Origin of the sequence: Rheinheimera texasensis, from assembly GCF_964031785.1 — a bacterium.
Classification (GTDB): Bacteria; Pseudomonadota; Gammaproteobacteria; order Enterobacterales; family Alteromonadaceae; genus Pararheinheimera; species Pararheinheimera texasensis_A.
In genome coordinates this window covers 593,269-612,788 of the sequence record NZ_CAXIRE010000021.1, presented here as the reverse complement: position 1 = coordinate 612,788, position 19,520 = coordinate 593,269, and the positions used below count along the sequence as shown (strand labels likewise).

At 51.4% G+C, this 19,520-nt stretch carries 22 protein-coding genes; 13 read left to right on the top strand and 9 right to left on the bottom strand.

What is annotated here, in order from left to right; translation table 11 throughout:
- Positions 1-13: 13 nt before the first annotated feature.
- A complete protein-coding gene (gene maiA / locus ABNT34_RS14305; protein WP_348732764.1) occupies positions 14-658 on the top strand; it encodes a maleylacetoacetate isomerase in 645 nt (214 codons plus the stop codon).
- An 11-nt stretch (positions 659-669) separates the two neighbouring features.
- Here the strand turns inward: maiA and ABNT34_RS14300 are convergent, their stop codons facing one another.
- Entirely contained in the window at positions 670-1,533 is an 864-nt protein-coding gene (locus ABNT34_RS14300) for an ATP-binding protein (protein WP_348732762.1), read from the bottom strand.
- A gap of 123 nt (positions 1,534-1,656) precedes the next feature.
- On the opposite strand from ABNT34_RS14300, the gene ABNT34_RS14295 reads away from it, so the two are divergent.
- From ABNT34_RS14295 to ABNT34_RS14285, 3 genes are read left to right on the top strand one after another with little or no spacing between them, the layout of a single operon-like run.
- Positions 1,657-3,657, top strand: a complete 2,001-nt coding sequence (locus ABNT34_RS14295) for an EAL domain-containing protein (RefSeq protein ID WP_348732761.1) — start codon at positions 1,657-1,659, stop codon at positions 3,655-3,657.
- Complete coding sequence (locus tag ABNT34_RS14290; protein WP_348732759.1) at positions 3,650-4,819, top strand: HDOD domain-containing protein; 1,170 nt, start codon at positions 3,650-3,652, stop codon at positions 4,817-4,819. The genes ABNT34_RS14295 and ABNT34_RS14290 overlap by 8 nt, the downstream gene beginning before the upstream one ends.
- Positions 4,816-5,076, top strand: coding sequence for a hypothetical protein (locus ABNT34_RS14285; protein WP_348732757.1), 261 nt, complete (start codon positions 4,816-4,818; stop codon positions 5,074-5,076). Before ABNT34_RS14290 ends, ABNT34_RS14285 begins: the two co-directional genes overlap by 4 nt.
- 8 nt (positions 5,077-5,084) lie before the next feature.
- On the opposite strand, the gene ABNT34_RS14280 is transcribed toward ABNT34_RS14285, so the two are convergent.
- The 3 genes from ABNT34_RS14280 to gloB all read right to left on the bottom strand — a co-directional run bounded on the left by ABNT34_RS14280 (position 5,085) and on the right by gloB (position 7,989).
- The gene (locus ABNT34_RS14280; protein ID WP_348732755.1) at positions 5,085-5,573 is read right to left on the bottom strand and encodes a hypothetical protein; all 489 of its coding nucleotides are present in this window, start codon (positions 5,571-5,573) and stop codon (positions 5,085-5,087) included.
- A 16-nt stretch (positions 5,574-5,589) separates the two neighbouring features.
- Entirely contained in the window at positions 5,590-7,140 is a 1,551-nt protein-coding gene (locus ABNT34_RS14275; RefSeq protein WP_348732753.1) for a LysM peptidoglycan-binding domain-containing protein, read from the bottom strand.
- An 81-nt stretch (positions 7,141-7,221) separates the two neighbouring features.
- Positions 7,222-7,989 (bottom strand): hydroxyacylglutathione hydrolase, encoded by a 768-nt coding sequence (gene gloB / locus ABNT34_RS14270; RefSeq protein ID WP_348732751.1) that lies wholly within the window; start codon positions 7,987-7,989, stop codon positions 7,222-7,224.
- Positions 7,990-8,100: 111 nt separating this feature from the next.
- Between gloB and ABNT34_RS14265 the strand changes: the two genes are divergently transcribed.
- Entirely contained in the window at positions 8,101-8,841 is a 741-nt protein-coding gene (locus ABNT34_RS14265; RefSeq protein WP_348732749.1) for a methyltransferase domain-containing protein, read from the top strand.
- Between the two features lies 1 nt (position 8,842).
- Here ABNT34_RS14265 and ABNT34_RS14260 read toward each other — a convergent pair whose 3' ends face one another.
- The 4 genes from ABNT34_RS14260 to ABNT34_RS14245 are packed head-to-tail and all read right to left on the bottom strand — an operon-like array spanning position 8,843 to position 10,657.
- On the bottom strand, positions 8,843-9,307 hold the full coding sequence (locus tag ABNT34_RS14260) for a YaiI/YqxD family protein (RefSeq protein WP_348732747.1): 465 nt from the start codon (positions 9,305-9,307) through the stop codon (positions 8,843-8,845).
- Complete coding sequence (locus ABNT34_RS14255) at positions 9,307-9,879, bottom strand: GNAT family N-acetyltransferase (protein ID WP_348732745.1); 573 nt, start codon at positions 9,877-9,879, stop codon at positions 9,307-9,309. Before ABNT34_RS14255 ends, ABNT34_RS14260 begins: the two co-directional genes overlap by 1 nt.
- Positions 9,831-10,100 carry a hypothetical protein gene (locus tag ABNT34_RS14250; RefSeq protein WP_348732743.1) on the bottom strand — a complete coding sequence of 90 codons (270 nt, stop codon included), beginning with the start codon at positions 10,098-10,100 and terminating at the stop codon, positions 9,831-9,833. The genes ABNT34_RS14255 and ABNT34_RS14250 overlap by 49 nt, the downstream gene beginning before the upstream one ends.
- Positions 10,101-10,123: 23 nt before the next feature.
- On the bottom strand, positions 10,124-10,657 hold the full coding sequence (locus tag ABNT34_RS14245) for a DUF2058 domain-containing protein (RefSeq protein ID WP_348732741.1): 534 nt from the start codon (positions 10,655-10,657) through the stop codon (positions 10,124-10,126).
- Between the two features lie 131 nt (positions 10,658-10,788).
- On the opposite strand from ABNT34_RS14245, the gene ABNT34_RS14240 reads away from it, so the two are divergent.
- Together ABNT34_RS14240 and ABNT34_RS14235 are read left to right on the top strand one after the other, a co-directional pair.
- Positions 10,789-12,111 carry a DEAD/DEAH box helicase gene (locus tag ABNT34_RS14240; protein WP_348732739.1) on the top strand — a complete coding sequence of 441 codons (1,323 nt, stop codon included), beginning with the start codon at positions 10,789-10,791 and terminating at the stop codon, positions 12,109-12,111.
- Positions 12,112-12,398: 287 nt separating this feature from the next.
- Positions 12,399-12,611 carry a cold-shock protein gene (locus ABNT34_RS14235; RefSeq protein ID WP_031565533.1) on the top strand — a complete coding sequence of 71 codons (213 nt, stop codon included), beginning with the start codon at positions 12,399-12,401 and terminating at the stop codon, positions 12,609-12,611.
- Between the two features lie 280 nt (positions 12,612-12,891).
- Here ABNT34_RS14235 and dinB read toward each other — a convergent pair whose 3' ends face one another.
- Positions 12,892-13,947, bottom strand: a complete 1,056-nt coding sequence (gene dinB, locus ABNT34_RS14230) for a DNA polymerase IV (protein ID WP_348732736.1) — start codon at positions 13,945-13,947, stop codon at positions 12,892-12,894.
- A 254-nt stretch (positions 13,948-14,201) separates the two neighbouring features.
- On the opposite strand from dinB, the gene glyA reads away from it, so the two are divergent.
- From glyA to ribE, 6 genes are all read left to right on the top strand, one after another.
- Complete coding sequence (gene glyA, locus ABNT34_RS14225; RefSeq protein ID WP_348732734.1) at positions 14,202-15,455, top strand: serine hydroxymethyltransferase; 1,254 nt, start codon at positions 14,202-14,204, stop codon at positions 15,453-15,455.
- Positions 15,456-15,541: 86 nt separating this feature from the next.
- Positions 15,542-16,000 carry a transcriptional regulator NrdR gene (nrdR, locus tag ABNT34_RS14220; protein ID WP_031565527.1) on the top strand — a complete coding sequence of 153 codons (459 nt, stop codon included), beginning with the start codon at positions 15,542-15,544 and terminating at the stop codon, positions 15,998-16,000.
- Complete coding sequence (gene ribD, locus ABNT34_RS14215; protein ID WP_348732731.1) at positions 15,997-17,148, top strand: bifunctional diaminohydroxyphosphoribosylaminopyrimidine deaminase/5-amino-6-(5-phosphoribosylamino)uracil reductase RibD; 1,152 nt, start codon at positions 15,997-15,999, stop codon at positions 17,146-17,148. Before nrdR ends, ribD begins: the two co-directional genes overlap by 4 nt.
- A gap of 9 nt (positions 17,149-17,157) precedes the next feature.
- Entirely contained in the window at positions 17,158-17,811 is a 654-nt protein-coding gene (locus tag ABNT34_RS14210; RefSeq protein WP_348732729.1) for a riboflavin synthase, read from the top strand.
- 47 nt (positions 17,812-17,858) lie between these two features.
- The gene (ribBA, locus tag ABNT34_RS14205; protein WP_348732727.1) at positions 17,859-18,968 is read left to right on the top strand and encodes a bifunctional 3,4-dihydroxy-2-butanone-4-phosphate synthase/GTP cyclohydrolase II; all 1,110 of its coding nucleotides are present in this window, start codon (positions 17,859-17,861) and stop codon (positions 18,966-18,968) included.
- An 87-nt stretch (positions 18,969-19,055) separates the two neighbouring features.
- Positions 19,056-19,520, top strand: coding sequence for a 6,7-dimethyl-8-ribityllumazine synthase (gene ribE, locus ABNT34_RS14200; protein ID WP_348732725.1), 465 nt, complete (start codon positions 19,056-19,058; stop codon positions 19,518-19,520).

Here is a 19,520-nt window from a genome sequence, read left to right as displayed (position 1 = left end):
ATGGAGTTTTCTGATGCTGACTTTATATACTTATTGGCGATCTTCAGCCGCTTATCGGGTGCGCATTGCGCTGGCCTACAAAGCATTAACCGCCAAGCAGATCCCGGTGCATTTGCTCAAAGACGGCGGGCAACAAAAAGCGGCGCCGTACCGGGAGCTGAACCCGGCGATGCTGGTGCCGACGCTGCAACACGACGAGCTGACGCTGAATCAGTCGCTGGCCATTATCGAATATCTCGATGCAACTTTCCCCAATCAGCCGCTGTTACCGGCTGAGCCGGCCAAAGCCGCGGTGGTGCGCGGATTGGCGCTGGATATCGCCTGTGATATTCATCCACTGAATAATCTGCGGGTACTGCAGTATCTGACCGGCACCTTGGGTCTTAGTGACCAGCAAAAAACTGACTGGATTTTGCATTGGTTACGCGAAGGTTTTACCGCGCTGGAGCAAAGGCTGAGCCAGACCGCCGGGCTTTATGCCTGTGGCGATGCAGTGACGCTGGCCGATCTCTGTCTGGTGCCGCAAGTCTACAATGCGCTGCGTTTTCAGTTGGATATGACGCCATTTCCGCTCATTGCGCGCATTTATCAGCAGTGCATGACGCTGCCTGCTTTTATCGCAGCGGCACCTGAGCAACAGGCGGACGCGCAGGCCTGAAAACAGGCGATTTAAACCGGATGGCTGTCGTTTGACCCAGTGGTTGTTTCTGCTGGCAGGCGCAGGATAAAAGCGGCGCCGCCAAAAGTTGAGGAGCCCACGCTGATGGTGCCGCCGTGCTGCTGAACAATCGACTGACAAATCGGTAAGCCCAGCCCAGTACCTTTGCCTGGTGCTTTGGTGGTAAAAAACGGCGTGAAAATCTGCGGCAAAATATCCGCAGGAATACCCGGACCGCTGTCGGCGATACAAAGCTCGAGCCAGCCATCGGCCTGCACCGCGGTTAAGCGGATTTGGCCGTTATCCGGGCCAATCGCCTGCGCAGCATTGAGCAGCAGATTCACCAGCACTTGGGTCAGTGCTGCTGGCTGGCCCTGCAGCCAGATGGTGGCAGGCTCCAACAGGCATTCTGTTGTAATGTGATTTTTCAGTTCATTTTTACTTAACCGCAGGGCCATCTCCAGCAGCGGCCCTAGTTCAAGCCGTTGAAATTCAGCATGATCCGGATGGGAAAAACGCCGCAGGTCCAGCACCAAATCCCGCACTCTTAAGGCGCCTTGTACCGAGTCATTCAGCAGACTTTGGGTATCCTGCAATAAAAACTGCAAATTTTCCTGTTGTTGTAATGCTGCCAGCTGCTGTCGCAGAGCTGTTTTTTGCTGTGGGTCCTCACAGTGTGCCAAAGCCTGCAAAATGTCGAAATATTGCATGAAAACAGGTAGATACAGCGCAAAGCTGGTCAGGTTACTGAGAATATACCCAATCGGATTATTCAATTCGTGCGCGATACCTGCAGTTAAGCTGCCTATTGTGGCCAGACGGTCAGTTTGTTGCCAATGTGCGCTGGATGACGGGACTGTTGCCGGATTTTGCATCTTCACTGCTCCGCTGCCGATGAAGCTTTATATTGACGTTCAGTGGCTTGTAGAGCAAGTCTGGCCAAAAAAACTTGCCTGAGCAGGCTGCTCCTGTTTATGTTGAAGAGGGAAGGAGCTCGCATGGCAAAAACAATCTTATTAGTCGACGATGAACCGGCAATTTTGCGCGCGCTGCAACGGACTTTGCTGCGTGCTGGTTATCGGGTGCTGGTGGCCGACAGTGGTGCTTCGGCGTTAAATATGCTCGCATCTGAGCCTGTCGCGCTGGTACTGTCTGATTTTCGCATGCCCGGCATGAACGGCGCCGAGTTACTGCAAGAGGTCAAACAACAATATCCTACGACTATTGGCCTGATCTTAAGCGCTTACGCCGAACGTGATGCGCTGCTGACGTGTTTAAACAGTGGTGCCGCCTGGCGTTTTCTGGAAAAACCATGGGAAGACGGCCAACTCCTGAAAGAAATTGCTGCGGCCATCAGTGAACGCGACCGGCGCCAAGCCGAACACCAAAGAACCAGTTTATTGTTATCCAGCCATGAAGCGCTCATTGAGTTATCTGCCACCGGACAAGTGCAGCGTTTTAACAGTGCCGCCTGCCAGGTGTTAGGTTTACAGCCTTCAGAGCTGCGCGGGCAGGTGCTGTCGGCTTTATTTACTGACATCAATCCGATTGAACTGGCCAGTTTCTTACATAAAAAAGATCACGACATTCAGCTACATAGCGTGCACGGCGACTATTTCAGTTTTAGCCACCGCATTTCGGATTTGCAGCATTATTTACTGAAAATGATGCCGGTACAGCGCATCAGCGATCAGGTGTTTTCAGCCGTCAAGGCGCTGTTAACAGCAACAGATATCCGCTCACATATCGAGGACTTGTTGTCATCAGAGCAACAGGAGTTTGCTGTTGTCACGTTGTTATTACCGGATTTTGCGCTCTATAACGCGTCACTGAATCAGAGTCAGCTCGATGAGCTGCTGGAGAAGACCGGCCAGGTGTTACGCAGCCAGTTACCGGCAAAAGCGCTGCTGGGTTATGTAGCTGCTGACAAATTTGTATTGGTCTTGCCAGGTTTGGTGCAGGAAAGTCAGTTACTGGTGTCGATTGAGCAAGTGTTGCGGCCATTCCGGCAACAACTGGTGCTGAGTTTTAACCCGGTGCAGCTGGTTTTTTGCGTGGGATATGCCTTGTCGCCTGCCGACGGGGCTACCGCAGCTTTATTGCTACAGCATGCCGATGTGGCGTGCCGGCAGAATCTGGTGAATCCAGCCGGGTTCTTTTTACGTTATGACGCCGGCATGGTAGAGCAAAAACGTCAGCATTTTGAGCTGAGTAATTCGTTGTACCATGCGTTGGAAAGTCAGGAATTCAGTTTGAGTTTCCAGCCGAAAATCCGTTTGATGGATGGTCATTGCGACAGCGCCGAGGCACTTATTCGCTGGCAGCATCCGAAATTCGGTCAGGTTTCGCCGGCAGTGTTTATTCCGATTGCGGAGCAAGACGGTCAAATTCAGGCGATCGGTGATTGGGTGTTACAGCAGGCGCTACGCCACTTCCAGCAATGGCAGCAACAGGGGCTGCATTTGTCGCATCTGGCAATTAATTTGTCTGGTCGTCAGCTGACAGATCCGCAACTGGCAAGCCGCATCGCCGCTTGTCTGGACAACTTCGGCCTGGCACCCAAGCGGCTCGAGCTCGAAGTCACCGAAACTTTTCTGATGGCTGATATTGACGCCAGCAGCAGACTTTTGGGCAATTTACACGGTTTGGGTTGCCTGCTGGCGATGGATGATTTTGGCACCGGCTATTCGTCGCTGGCTTATCTCGCGAAATTGCCGGTGAATAAATTAAAACTCGACCGGTCGTTATTATTAGATCTGGAACACTCGCCGCAATGTGCCAGTATGATAAGACATATGATCCGTATGGCGCACGAGTTGGGGATGCAAGTGGTAGCGGAAGGCATTGAATCCATCGGTCAGGTCTTGTTGCTGCGTGACATGCAATGTGACTACATTCAGGGCTATGTTTTCAGTAAGCCACTCAATAGTCAGGAGTTTGTCAGTTTTCTTGCCTGCCAGCCCATCCGGCAGCAGTGGGAGGAATTACTTCATGTTTGAGGCTGATCGCTGGTTAGTATTATTCGTTGAACCAGACGCTGCCGCAGCTGCTGCCACTCAGCGCCTGCTGCGCCGGCTCTGTCCGCACTGGCAGGTCGAACTGTGCAGCGACGCGGTCAGTGCCACCCAATATTTGCTGCAGCAGGCGGTAGCACCGCAAATGCTCATTACAGACCGGCTGGATGACTCGCTAAGGGGCGAGGAATTACTTGAGTTTTGTGCGGAACACTCGCCGGCAACCATTCGGGTGCTGATGAGCGCCGAAAATGACGGGGCCGTGTTGCTGGCTGCGGTGCAATCGGCACAGATGTTACTCGGCAAACCATTCACTGAGTGGGATTTACAGGCAATTTTTCAACGGGCGGAGCAGATTATTGAAGGGCCGTTTTCCGAACATGCCCGTTATCAGCTTGGAACTTTGCAGACCCTGCCTATTCAGCAGAAGCAATATCAACAAATTTTGAACTTGCTGGATGACCCGGACAGCTCACAGCGGGCTCTGGCTGCAGCCCTGGAGCGCGAAGCACCTTTAGCCGGACGGCTCATCCAAATGGCCAATTCGGCCTATCTGGGATTTCGGCGCCAGACGCTGGATTTGCAGGAAGTCACCAGCCGGCTTGGCCGCGAAATGATCAAAGCGATTATGCAGGCCTTTATGCTACATCAGCAGTATCAGGGGCGTATTCAGCCGCAGTTGCATCAGCAGCTACAGGATTATGCGGTGGCATTAGCCTCAGTGGCATTCCAGCTGGCACGCACCCAATGCCGGGACGATGCCAGTCTGGCGGAGAAAGCCTATGCCGCGGGCCTGATGCAGGCGCTGGGTCCATTAGCGTTGCTGGCTACTCAGCCGCTTTCCAGCCAACAGCTGACACAGGAAGATATGTTTCAGGATGGGGTTGCGGACCATTGTGTACTGACCGGCTATTTGATGACGTTGTGGGGGTTTTCAGCAGATGTTTGCGCGGCGGCGATGTACCGGCTGGACCTGCAATCCTCCCCACATATAGACCGGTTACAGGCCATTCTGCATCTGGCCAGTTATGTGTTATGCCTGCAGCAGCAAGACCCGACCCATGCCAACATGACGCCGGATATCGAAGCGCTAAACCGGTTTGCGCTGACCAATAGTTTTTTAACGGCAGATCAGGAGGTACAGTGACGACACATTCGCGCTGGCAGATACGCCGCCCGAAACGCTGGTTTAACGCCTTGTTGTTTTACACCGGCTGGCTGGGTTTAGTTGTGCATTTGGTGTTGATGTTATATTGCTATGCGAGGGGGCTGCCGTATCCCATCAGCTGGTGGTTTGTCGCGTTGGCGCCGGTATTATCGGTGCTATGGGGCGGAGTGGCTGCGCTGCAGTTACAAAAAGAAGCTGGGCCCGCACCCACGATACAGGCTCGTTTCCGCTGCTGAGCTGCGCGTTAGCGCTTGGGCTGCAGCATTGCTTCTACTTCAATTTCGCTGATGCCTTTCTCGTCAAAATGAAAGTGGATTTGTGCCGGCCGGCCTTCGACAAAATGATAACGTAAATCGTCAATCAGCAGGACGAAATCCCCCGGGCGTGCCGGCTGCAATTTTTGTTTAAATAGTTTCAGCTGATGCTTGCCAATTTGCCAGTGAAACCCGCTCAGCGGGGCTTTGCTGAAATCCCGCGCCCAGACCAGCTGATCTTTATTCAGCATCAGCGCCAGCGTGTAACGCTTTGGGACTTCGTCCACCGCCATGTTGTGCGGACCCAGCTGAAACTGATAGCTGCCTTCGTGCTGCAGGAATGCAAAGCCAAATTCAGTCTGCTGCTGGCTGCCATCTCCCAGCGTGAGCTGCACTGGGCCGTTTAACTGAAATTCGGCAAGACTCGCTGTACTACAGAACAATGCTGTTAAGGCCATAACCTGCGTCAGATACTTCATATTCACCCCGTTGTTGTCAGGATTGCCGGTTAACAGGCGCTACGCGCAATTGCTGGCCTGGTTTTAACTTGCTATCGGCCTGCAACTGATTCCATTTGAGCAAATCGGCCAATTTTATTTTATGCAGTTTGGCGATCCGGTCGAGTGAATCGCCTTTTTTCACTGTATAAACAGATTTGGTTTGTTTTGTGGTCGTCACCACTTTTGTCGATGAAACCGACGCGCCCGGGACTCGTAGTGATTGGCCGGGCTTTAAGTGTGCATTCGCAGCTAACTTGTTGTATATCCTGAGTTCTTCACTATCGACTCGTAGTTTTTGCGCGATAGTCCAAAGGCTGTCACCGGCCTTGACCTGATAACTCTGCGGCTGACTTCTGGCAACTGTCGCGGACGTATTTTTGCCCGCCGGCACTAACAGTATTTGTCCTGTTTGCAGCTGGTCGCTTTTTAGCTGATTCAGCCGGCGCAAACTGGCGACTTTCGTTTTGTAACGGGCCGCGATACTGCCAAGGCTGTCGCCACTTTTGACTTTGTAGCGTTGTTTTTCGTCCGCCGGCGCTGCAGCAACCGTCACTTTTTTCAGTAAATGCTGTTGTTTTTCAAAGGTTTCAACTGTTTCCAGTGGTAGAAGCAGCGGGAAATCTTTGCCTTCAGGTGTGGTTGTTAAAGCAAAACCGGGATTCAGTTTCTTTAACTGATTCAGCGGGATCCCTGCCAGCTCTGCTGCCTGCTGTAACCGGACTGCGCCAGCGATTCGGGTGCTGCCAACGACAGGGCGGTTTGCCACAGGTGGCAGGCTGATTTGATAATTAGCCGGATTTTTTACCAGACTAATCATTGCCAGCCATTTTGGCATCGTTTGCACATAACGGCCGGGGATTTGCAGGCTCCAGTAATCGGTGGGTTTACCGCGCGCTTTGTTGCGTTCTAGCGCTGCCATGATGCGGCCTTCACCGGTATTGTAGGCAGCAACTGCATTCAGCCAGTCATTGCCGAGGTTGTCGTGTAGATGTTGCAGGTAATCCAGCACCGCGAGGGTAGAACTCATCGGGTCCTTGCGGCCATCATATCCATGCTGAATTTTCAGACCAAAATTACGGGCAGTCTGCGGCACCATTTGCCAAAGCCCGGCTGGGCCTTTGCCCTGCGCTGCCGGGTTATAGGCACTTTCAACTATGGGTAATAACGCCAGTTCAACCGGCATCCGGCGTTTTTCCAGTTCAGTAACTATCAGATACAGATAGGGCTCGGCCCGGTTTGCGACTTCATTAAAAAACTTTTGTTTACTGGCAAAAAAAGCAATTTCCCGACGGATATCAGCACGTGGCGGCACCTGAATGTGCATTTGCTGACGGATACGCTGCCAGATATCGGTATACGCTGACAATTCACTCTGCGTGATAGCAGGGTCCAGCGGCGACATCGGTACGTCAAGCTGGGCTGGCTGCTGGTCACTGACCTGGCTCGACTCTGTCTGAGTGGCAACTGCAGTTGCCGGGTTTGAACCCGGACGCGCGCAGCTGCACAGTGCCAGCAAAACAAGCAGAGGGAAGCATTTGTTTAACATGCATTTTTCCTGATTTCAGTGGCCACAGATAACGCAAAGGGAGCGTATGGTAGCGGGCTTAGATGTAATTGCAAGCCGGTATTAAAATCGGTTTTTCCATTGGCGCAAAAATGTAAAGAGCGACAAGGCATCCGGTTGCGACCAGCGCTGCTGTAACAGAAGTTCATTACAGCGTAAAAACGGATTCACGCTACGCTCAAGCCCAATCTGGCTGGGAAGGGTCGGAACCCCACCAGATCGTAACGTGCTTGCGTGCCGCTGGTATTCGACCAGCGCCTGATTCTCAGGTTCAACTTCCAGCGCAAATCGCAGATTGGCGAGCGTATATTCATGGGCGCAACACACCAGTGTGGACTCTGGCAGAGCCGCTAATCGTTGCAGTGATTGCAGCATTTGGGCTGGGCTTCCTTCAAATAAACGACCACAACCGGCACTGAACAGCGTATCGCCGCAGAACAACACTTGTGGCGTACAGTCGACCAGATAAGCCAGATGATTCAGCGTATGGCCTGGTACACCAAGCACAGTAACAGAGCCTTGCCAGCCGGCTATGTCGAGCAAGTCACCATCTTCGATCTGTCGGCCGGCCAATTGCTTGTCAGTTGTTGACGCAACAGGAACAAAAACATCGGCGTCAGGCCAGGCAGCACTTAGCTCTGCAAGCCCGCCAATGTGGTCTGGATGTTGGTGGGTGACTAAAATCGCCCGCAGTGTCAGCTGGTGTTGTTGCAGATAATCAGCCACCGGTTGATATTGCCCCGGGTCTACCACTATTGCATTCGCCCCTTGGCGCAACAGCCAGATATAGTTATCCTGCAGAATCGGAATGGCTTCAGGGATCAGGTGCATCTGCAATCCTATGAGTAACAAAGATAATTGTGGTCGTTTACTACGTATTTGGCCGTTACAAAGCGGCCAAAAGTGCAGAGTATACCTTGAATTATACCGGGGGCGCGGTCGATGAAACCAGCGTTAAGCCGTTATGCGCTCAGTCAGGTACCGCAGCACTGGCATGCGTTTGCTCAGGGCGACATCCTGGCGAAGCAACTCGAAAGCCAGTTTAACCTGTGGTGGCCGCGAATTTTCGGTTATCACCTGCTCAAAGTGGGCACGCTGAGTTGTCAGCTGGATACCACAGCCTGCGGCATTCGCCATCAAATTCATCTGGCGACCGGAGGCGAGCAGGTGTCGGTCATTGCTGACCCGGACGACCTGCCATTTATCGAACATGCGGTTGATGCAGTGTTATTGGCGCATAGCCTGGAATATACGCAGGACCCGCATCATGTGATCCGCGAAGCACACCGGGTGCTGATGCCAGACGGTTATCTGCTGATGAGTGGTTTTAATCCCTATAGTTTGATGGGCTTGCTGAAGTTATGGCCGGGCCTGCATCAGCGGTTTCCCTGGTCAGGCCGGTTTTTTTCACAGGCGCGGGTGAAAGATTGGTTGCAGCTGCTTGGCTTTGAAGTCTTGTATGAGCAGCGGCTGTTTTGTACCAGTATGTTGGCTCAATCCAAGGCAGATTCGGCGTTTCGGCATTGGGCTGAGCAGCACCTGAATTATTTTGGCGCGGCTTATGTGCTGGTGGCGCGTAAACGAACCTTACCCTTAACGCCGATAAAGCCGAAATGGCAACTCACCAACAGCTTTAATCCGGCAGTGAAAGGGGTCAGTGTGCGGCAGCAAGGCGAAGTTTGATTCACATCTGAGGTTGGCTGCGTTGCCATTGTTGCAGGTACTGGTCCAGAGCATTGCCAAATTTTTGCCGGTCACGTTGGTCAATAGCCGGTGGTCCGCCGCTGACCATGCCCGCACTGCGTAATTCTTCTTGTAGATTACGCACAGCAAGACGGACCTGAACATTATCTTTGTCAAGTTTGTCACCCCGTGGCGTCAGCACTGTGGCGCCTTGCGCGACACAAATCGCGGCTAACGGAATGTCTTGTGTCATGACTAAGTCACCGGGGCGCACGGATTTGGCAATCAGATTGTCCGCGACGTCAAATCCTGCTTCGACGCGAAATTGCCGGCACCAGGGCGCTCTTGGCAATGGCAAGGCGTGATTGGCGACAAAGTTCAGTTCAATTTTCAAACGTTCGCCAGCGCGCAATAACATGTCACGACAAACTTTCGGGCAGGCATCCGCATCGATCCAAATCGGCATCATGATTCTCCGTGGCTGATAAAAACTGGCGCATCAACGGCAAAGTGATGACAATCCAGATTTGGCAGCGTCATAAAATGTAAATCAGCACGGTGGGCCGCAGGTTGTGGCCCCGCTTGAAAGCCGAACCGCTGATAGCTTTGGATAGCGATTTTATTGGTCTTATAGACGTACAGAGACGCTGCGCGGTCCGGCCACTGCTTCAGCCCTTGAGCCAGCAAGCCGGCTATTAAAGGCCGGGCCACCCCCTGACGCCTGAATGCAGGCAACACCAGCAAACGGGCCAAATGAATTTTGTCGAACCTGTTACAAATTTGACCGAAAGCCAACAGGCTGTTGGCATTCGTCAGGACAAATGCTTCAGTATCAGCCAGTTGCAATTGCTGCAGAAATTGTTGGTGCTTAAGCGGATAAAAAAAGCCTTCTCCACCCCATTGCCTGACTTCTGCCGCAGAGCTAAACAGGCTTTGCAGATGCCATAACTGCTTCGCATCGGCACGTCGTAGTGAGAGTTCTGTCAGCGTCAAAATTGGCTGGCCAAAAAATAGCAACCCGGTACGAGCAACAACCACAGCAAAATCATGCTGATTTGCCAGCTCAGCCGGTAGAAGGGCTGGGCATAAAAATCAGCCTGCTGGCGGATCCACATCAACATGGCTGCACCGACCACACTCGGCAAACCATAGATAGTCTCAAACTGGCCATGAAACAGGCTGGCCCAACAGGCGACAACCCCGGTCACAGATAACAACAACCAGCTAATCACCATGGTTTTACTTTGATTGACTGACATATGAGCTCCGGTAATAAAAAGGCTTACCACATCAAATCGTCAGGGATCTTAAAATCGGCGTATGGGTCGTCTTCCGGCGCCTGTGCATCTTGTTGATTCAACAGCACAATCGCCTCAGGTTGACGCAGCTGAATTTTTTCTGCGATTTGGATAGGCACCAAATGATATTGCTCACCCAATCTTGCAATTGCAATCAGACCTTTGACTAATTGCTGATGCACTTTTTCACTGACATAAATTTTCTTGATTTTACTGCCGTCAGTAAAGTTAAAGCCCGTTTCACCTTTATCCTTGATGATGTTCATTTCGATGAGCTGTTTGACTTGTGCAATCAACGCTTTTCGCTCGGCTTCAGCCTTTTTCTGCTGATTTAATTCCCGATCTCTGGCGACTTGTGCCTGTTTTGCCTGCTCGGCCAATACTGCGGCTTGGTTTACTACCTGGCCATTTTTGCCGGCCTGAACCCGTTCTTTATGCTGTTCTTTTTTGATGTTTTTCAGTTTTTTGGCGTCGCCAAGGCCAGCTTTTAATAACTGCTCTGCCAGTGATTTGCTCATAATTGCATCCAGCGCTCTCGGTAAATTGGGGGTTATTGTTCCATGTGTTACGTCGTCTTGCCAAGCGCTGTGGCTGACGACAGCGCGTATTTGCGGTATGCTAAGCGATTATTTTCAGCTTCAGGGTACTTATGGCCGCTTTTCAGGAACTCGCGTTAGATCCACGTCTGCTGCGTTCAATTCAACATCTGGGTTTTACCCAACCAACAGAAATTCAGCAAGAAGCCATTCCTGCGGTGATGCAGGGCAAGGATTTAATCGTTTCTTCAAAAACCGGCTCCGGTAAGACGCTGGCTTATCTGCTGCCGATGATGCAGCGGTTGTTGCGTAGTAAACCACTGTCTGCTCAAGATCCGCGCGCGGTCATTCTGGCGCCAACCAGAGAACTGGCGCAGCAGATTTATGCGCAGCTGCGGCTTTTTGTCGCCAATACCCGTTTAACACCTGCATTTATTGTTGGTGGCGAGAATTTTAACGATCAGGAGAAAATCTTAAAACGCCAGCCACATATTATTGTCGCGACGCCCGGACGTCTTGCCGATCACCTTGAACACAAAAGCTTTTTCTTACAAGGGCTTGAAATGTTGATTTTGGATGAAGCCGACCGAATGCTCGACCTCGGTTTCATGCCGCAGCTGAATGCAATCCACAAACAGGCATCGCACCGTTTGCGTCAGACCTTGATGTTCTCCGCCACTTTAGACCACGCTGAAGTAAATGAGCTGGCCTTATCTCTGCTCAAAGACCCATACCGGGTTGCGTTGGGCGCTGGTTATGATCCACACAAAGACATCCGGCAACTCTGTTACTTTGCTGACAATCTGACTCACAAAGAAGCATTGTTAATGCATTTTTTACGCTCAGAACCTATACGTCAGCTGATTTTGTTCACGGCGACCAGGGAAGACACCGAGCGTCTTGCCACTTTGGTTCAGACCGCAGGCTTTGCCGCTGTCGGTTTGAATGGCAAATTAACTCAGGCACAGCGTAATAGTGTGATGCAGGCGTTTGCGGCCAATAAGTATCAGGTGCTGGTGACAACAGATGTAGCTTCCAGAGGATTGGACCTGCTGCAGGTATCGCATGTGATCAATTTCGACTTACCAAAGCATCCAGAGGAATACGTGCATCGTATCGGCAGAACCGGGCGTGCCGGTCAGCAAGGCCTGGCATATTCACTGGTTGGCCCGAAAGATATCGCTGCTTTTAGTGCAATTGAGCAGTTCTTACGTCGTCCGCTTGAGATGGCTCAGGTTGAAGGTCTGACCGCAAAATTTGATGGCTCAGTAAAGAAAAAGCTACCAGCAAAATCTGTGGTTAAATCACCGAAGAAGGCGACAGGAGCTGGCAACAAAAAAATGACGTCAGCCGACAGCCCGCTACCGAAGAAAAAACCACAATTTTTTCAGGGCGGCGACGACGGTTCTGCACCGATGAAAAAAAAGCAAAAATAATTTGAGATGATTGCTTTTTCGACACAATTCAGTGCTACACTGCGAAAGACAGTTGAGTATTAATTAAACATATTCGCTGGCAAGATGTTGTTTGCAAAGGTTTTAATTTGCGAACAATAGGTACGGTCAACACACGGTTAATTTTATTTTCCGTTGGATCAGCAATACCTATTGACCCCACCCAGTGGTTCCCACATAATGGGGTCGTAATATGTACTAGCTCGAACGTGGCCGGTAATATTTAAGTCGCCATCCATTGGCAAATATAGTTAAAGTAAGAGAATGTTATGTCACAATTAATTTCCGGCACCGTTAAGTGGTTCAACGAAGATAAAGGTTTTGGTTTCATTGAGCGCGAAGGCGGCAAAGATGTATTCGTACACTTCCGCGCTATCAACGGTACCGGCCGTCGCACGCTGGTAGAAGGTCAGAAAGTGACTTTCGAAGTAACTGAAGGCCAAAAAGGTCCTCAGGCAGAGAACGTAACTGTAGTTGCTTAATAGCAAGCTCAGAAAGTTTCCTGAAAAGCCGGCTAATGCCGGCTTTTTGTTTTTATACTGATTGAAAATCCTAAATCCTAAATCCTAAATCCTAAATCCTAAATCCTAACCTTAATGCCGAGATGTGCTTTGCTAGCCTTTAATCAGCAGTGCCGACTAAGTGGTTGGTTATGCCGTTAGTGCTATTCAGTCCAACGTTGTCTGATTTTTCGCTGAAATAGGGCGCCAAATGCATTCCCTGGCTGAGAGGACGAAACTTTAGGATGTTATTTTCATAAGATTATTGCCAGTCCAGATCTAATTGAGCTTGCTCCGCCTGACTTTTTAAACCGACATGGATCCCGACCAGCCGCACAGCTTTACCTTGGCCACGTTGCCAGGCTTGTGATAACAATTGCTGCAGCAGCTGAAAGCACAACTCAGGATGTTGCCGCTCTATGGTGGTTTGATGAAAATCCTGAAACTTCAATTTAATACCGACTTTGTGGATATGCTCCTGTGCACCACACCTCTCTATTCTTCGCAGTAGTTTCTGGTACATGTCGGCTAACGGTTGCATGCCTTGTTCAGGTTGGTTTAAATCCTGGCTGAAAGTTTGTTCCACGGCGACCGACTTTCTTTCGCGTTCAGTGTGAACAACACGATGATCAATTCCCTGACTGCGTTCTAACAGCACTTCGGCAAAACTTCCGAACTCTCTGACTAACAAAGTCAGGTCGGCATTTTGTACATCGCTGCAGCGATGCAGACCAAATTTAGCCAGCTTTTCTGCGGTTTTTTGGCCAACACCCGGTATTTTGCGCAGTGGCAGATGTGCAACAAAGGCATTGACCTGATCGGGAGGGATCACAAATAGGCCATCAGGTTTGTTTTCATCACTGGCAATTTTTGCCAAAAATTTATTCGGCGCAACGCCAGCTGAAGCCGTCAGGCCGGTTTCCTGAAAAATGGTCTGGCGAATATGTTCAGCGATACGGGTGGCACTACCTTGGAACAAGTCGCATTCGGACACGTCAAGATAAGCTTCATCTAACGACAGTGGTTCGACTTTGTCAGTGTATCGATGAAAAATAGCCTGAATGCTGGTACTGACAGCTTTATATTTCTCCATATTGCCAGGAACCAGAACCAGTTGCGGACAGAGTTTAAAGGCCTGTCCGGTCGGCATCGCTGAGCGCACACCAAAAGCGCGGGCCGGATAGTTACAGGTGCTTATCACACCACGTTCCGTCCTGCTGCCACCAATAGCCAGAGGTATATGTCGCCAGGCTGGGTTGTCCCGCATTTCAACTGCAGCAAAGAAACAATCCATGTCGATATGAATAATTTTGCGCATAGGGAATTGTTGCTGTATGTATATACAGTTATCATAACCGGAAAAAACTAACTGTAAAGTGCTGTCGGCAAGTTAGTGCACAAAACTGCGGACATACGACCTTTCGTTCCTTATAACTGCTCTGATGTGCCCAAGAATGAATGCTGATAGATGTTCAGACGTCTAATTTTGCAGTGCAGATTGACCACAACCGGTGTATCATACCGCGCAGTTTTTGTATCTTAATTTGCGACTGTGCCAAAGCAGGAGAAACCATGTTAAAGCGTGAAATGTCGATTGCCGATTTTGATCCACAATTATGGCAAGCTATTGTTGATGAAACTCAGCGTCAGGAAGATCACATTGAGTTGATCGCTTCTGAGAACTACTGCAGCCCACGAGTTCTGCAGGCCCAAGGTTCACAGCTGACCAACAAATATGCCGAAGGTTACCCGCATAAACGCTACTACGGTGGTTGTGAATTTGTTGATATCGCTGAAGATTTAGCTATTGCCCGCGCCAAAGAACTGTTTGGTGCTGATTACGCGAACGTTCAGCCACATTCTGGTTCTCAGGCAAACTCCGCGGTGTTTCTGGCGCTGTTAAACGCTGGCGACACTATTCTGGGCATGAGTCTGGCGCACGGTGGTCACCTGACTCACGGCGCAACTGTCAGTTCATCAGGTAAGCTGTACAAAGCTGTGCAGTACGGCCTGCACCCGGAAACTGGTGTGATTGATTATGACCAGGCCGAAGCTTTAGCGCTGGAACACAAACCAAAACTGATTATTGCTGGTTTCTCGGCTTATTCAGGCATCGTGGATTGGCAACGTTTCCGTGATATCGCCGACAAAGTTGGCGCTTACCTGATGGTTGATATGGCACACGTTGCCGGTTTAGTTGCTGCGTGTCTGTATCCAAATCCGGTGCCAATCGCTGACGTCGTCACCACAACCACACACAAAACGCTGGCCGGCCCACGCGGTGGCCTGATTTTGGCACGCAAAAACGAAGAAATTGAAAAGAAACTGAATTCTGCGGTATTCCCGGGCGGCCAGGGTGGTCCTCTGATGCACGTGATCGCAGCCAAAGCGGTGGCCTTCTTAGAAGCGTTACAGCCAGAGTTCAAAACTTACCAGCAACAAGTGCTGAAAAACGCTGTCGCTATGTGTGATGCAATGAAAGCTCGCGGCTACAAAATCGTCTCTGGCGGTACGCAAAACCACTTGTTCCTGATGGACCTGATTGACAAAGACATCACCGGTAAAGAAGCGGATGCCTGGTTAGGTCAGTCACACATCACTGTAAACAAAAACTCAGTACCGAACGACCCACGTTCACCATTTGTGACCTCAGGTCTGCGTATCGGCACCCCTGCTATTACGCGCCGTGGTTTTAAAGAAGCCGAAGCGCAGACAGTTGCTAACCTGATTTGTGACGTACTGGACAGCCGTGGTGATGCCGTGGTGATCGAAAAAGTCCGGGCCCAGGTTTCTAACTTGTGTGCGGGTTTCCCGGTTTACGCATAAGTTTAGGCGTCGCAGCCTGACAGCCGTCGGGCTGAAGTGATATGATGGCCGCCTTTCGCGGCCATTGTTTTTTCAGGAGAAGGCCAGTGTTTTGTCCTTTTTGCCGGGCGGACGATACCAAAGTCATCGACTCCCGCCTGGTTGCTGATGGTTATCAGGTCAGACGGCGGCGGGAATGTACCGCCTGCCATGAACGTTTTACCACTTTCGAAGCCGCTGAACTGGTGATGCCCCGGATCATCAAACGCGATGGCTCGCGTGAACCCTACAATGAAGACAAACTGCGCAGTGGTCTGCAGCGTTCGCTGGAAAAACGGCCGGTTCCGACTGAGGATATTGAGTCGCTGATCAGCAAAGTCGAATCCCAGCTGCGGGCAACCGGCGAGCGCGAAGTGCAAAGTGAAATGATTGGTCACTTAATCATGGAACAATTGCTGCTGCTCGATAAAGTTGCTTACGTTCGTTTTGCCTCTGTGTATCGTTCCTTTAAAGATATTCGTGAATTCGGTGAAGAAATCGCCAGGCTCGGAGACGACCCGACATGACGGCCTGCAGCGTATTTTCGTTGTCCGATCATCAATTTATGCAGCGCGCTCTTGAGCTTGCGAGTTTGGGTCGCTTCACCACGCCACCAAATCCGAATGTTGGCTGTGTCATTGTCAAAGACGGCGCGGTAGTGGGGGAAGGATATCATCGCCAGGCTGGTGGGCCGCATGCGGAAGTTTTTGCGCTACGTCAGGCCGGTCCTGCCGCAGCAGAGGCTACTGCCTATGTCACGCTGGAGCCTTGCAGTCATTTTGGCCGCACGCCGCCATGCGCCGATGGCTTAATTGCTGCCGGATTAAAGCGAGTCGTGGTGGCGATGCTGGATCCGAATCCAAAAGTTGCAGGCTCTGGTGTCGAACGGCTCAGAGCTGCCGGCATTCAGGTCGATGTTGGTTTGTTGGACACGCAGGCGGAAGCGCTGAATCCAGGTTTTTTGCACAAAATGCGCACCAAGCTGCCTTATGTGCAACTGAAACTTGCCTGCAGCACGGATGGCAAAGTGGCGCTGGCCAATGGTGAAAGCCAATGGCTGACCGGTGCCCCGGCCCGCGAAGATGTGCAACTCTGGCGGGCGCAAAGTTGCGCCATTCTGTCGACCGCCGAAACAGTCAAAATGGACAAAGCGCTGTTAAACGTGCGCTCGACCGCAGTCACACCGTTGGAAGATGGTGCGCTGCGCCAGCCACTGCGGGTGATTTTGGACCGGCGCTGCCGTCTGACGGGTTCTGAACCGCTGTTTCAGCAAGGCGGCGATATTCTGCTCTGTCACGCCGGGCCTGCCGACGAATGGCCTGAACTCGCACCGACAGCTGTCGCCAATGTCAGCCGGTTGCGGCTTGGGCTTGATGCCGTGGGGCAGCTTGATCTCAATGCTTTATTACAGGCCTTAGCCGATTATCCGCTTAATACTTTGTGGATCGAAGCAGGTAGCACATTAGCAACATCGTTCTGGCAGCAACATCTTATCAATCAACTGGTGGTCTATCAGGCGCCTTTGTTATTGGGGGCTGATGCAAAGCCAATGTTGCAGGCCGGTGGCCTCAGTCAGCTGTCGCAAGCGCCGCGTTGGCAGTGGCAGAATGTCCGGCAGATTGGTGACGATCTGCGCCTGACCGCATCATTCAACAACACACAGTCAAAGCGCTGAGGAAGCATTATGTTTACCGGCATTATTGAAGCAACGGGCCAAATCAGCGCGATTGAGCGTAGCGGCCAGGACGCCAGGCTCACTATCCACAGTGACACGCTGGATTTCTCCGACGTTAAGTTAGGCGACAGCATCGCCAGCAACGGCGTTTGTCTGACCGTGACAGCACTCAGTGCTAACAGCTTCAGCGCGGATGTATCCGGTGAAACCTTAAGCCGCACGCTGTTTGGCAGTTATCAGACCGGTCAGCGCATTAATCTTGAAAAAGCCTTGTTACCCACCACGCGCTTAGGCGGCCATCTGGTCAGCGGCCATGTCGATGGGATTGCGCTGGTCAGCCACGTTGAGAAAACCGGCCAGAGTTGGCAACTCTATATGCAGTCTCCGGCAGAGCTCAGTCGTTATATCGCCGAAAAAGGCTCAGTGACTATCGACGGGGTCAGCCTCACGGTCAATGAATTAACCAGCGATGGTTTTCGCCTGACCATAGTGCCGCACACCGCCCGCGAAACCACAATCCAGACGCTCAAAGCCGGCAGCAAAGTCCATTTGGAAGTGGATTTACTGGCTCGTTATCTCGAACGTTTATTGCAAGGCCGACAGCAGGCAGCACCTGCATCTGCTGTCACCATGAACTTATTACAACAAAGCGGTTTTCTCTGAGTCTTGTCCTTACCGGCACGACTAAACCCTGTACCCGAGGATTTGAGATGCAATTAAATACCCCAGCCGAAATTATCGACGATATCCGCAACGGCAAAATGGTCATCCTGATGGACGACGAAGACCGCGAAAACGAAGGCGATTTGGTGATGGCGGCCGAGTATGTCACACCGGATGCAGTGAATTTTATGGCAACCCATGGCCGTGGTCTGATTTGCCTGACACTGACACGCCAGCGCTGTAAACAGCTGGATTTACAGTTGATGGTTGATAAAAACAAATCGCCGTTTTCTACCGCTTTTACCGTGTCGATTGAAGCCGCCGAAGGCGTCACCACCGGTATTTCCGCCGCCGATCGCGCCCGTACGGTCAAAGCCGCTGTGGCACGTGATGCCAAACCTGCAGATATTGTGCAGCCTGGTCATATTTTCCCGTTGATGGCGCAGGATGGTGGTGTGTTAGTGCGCGCAGGTCACACTGAAGCCGGTTGTGATCTGGCCCGGTTAGCAGGCCTTGAACCTGCTGCGATGATTGTCGAAATCCTCAATGAAGACGGCACTATGTCGCGCCGGCCTGATTTGGAAAAATTTGCCGCCAAACATGGCATCAAAATTGGCACTATTGCTGATTTAATCGAATACCGTAATTTAAATGAAACCACCATCGAACAGGTCGCGCGTTGCCATTTGCCGACAGCTGCCGGTGATTTTGAGCTGGTGACTTTCCGCGACACTATCGATAATCAGCTGCATTTTGCCCTGGTTAAAGGCGAAATTAACGCAGAGCAGCCTACCTTGGTGCGGGTGCACCTGCACGACACTTTCAGTGATTTGTTGCTGTCAAACCGCGGTGCCAACCGCAGTTTCTCGCTGCAATGTGCGATGGAACGTATTCAGCAAGAGGGCGGTGTGCTGGTGTTGTTAGGTAAGCAGGAATCTACCGATGATTTAATCCGCACTGTGGAATATTTTGCTGCTGAAGACCGCGGCGAAAAACCCAGAGCTGCCGGCTGGAAAGGCACCAGTCGCAACGTGGGGGTCGGCTCGCAGATCCTGGCCAGTCTCGGTGTGAAAAAGATGCGCTTACTCAGCCAGCCGAAACGTTACCATGCGCTGTCGGGTTTTGGTCTGGAAGTGGTCGATTACGTTTCAGAATAAGCTGAATAAAAGCAGGATGGCAAAGGCCGGACTTGTGCTATCATATGCGGCCTTTTTCACAAAGTACTTCATAAAAGAGGATCTCCGATGCAGGTGATTGAAGCTGGCTTGTCCGCCAAAGGAAAAAAGTTTGCCATCGTCGTGGCGCGTTTTAACAGCTTTATCGTCGAAAGTCTGCTCGACGGTGCCGTGGATACCTTAAAGCGCGTTGGTAATGTCGACGATGCTGATATCACGGTTGTGCGGATCCCGGGTGCTTTTGAATTACCACTGGCGGTGCAAAAAGTTGCGGCCAGCAAAAAATATGATGCCATCATCGCACTGGGCGCAGTGATCCGCGGTGGCACTCCACACTTTGAATATGTTGCCGGTGAATGCACCAAAGGTATTGCACAGGTCATGATGCAATATGGTTTACCGGTGTCTTTTGGCGTGCTGACGGTCGAAAGTATCGAGCAGGCTATCGAACGAGCTGGTACCAAAATGGGCAATAAAGGCGGAGAAGCCGCGTCTTCTGCGCTGGAAATGGTCAACGTTCTGGCTCAACTCTAG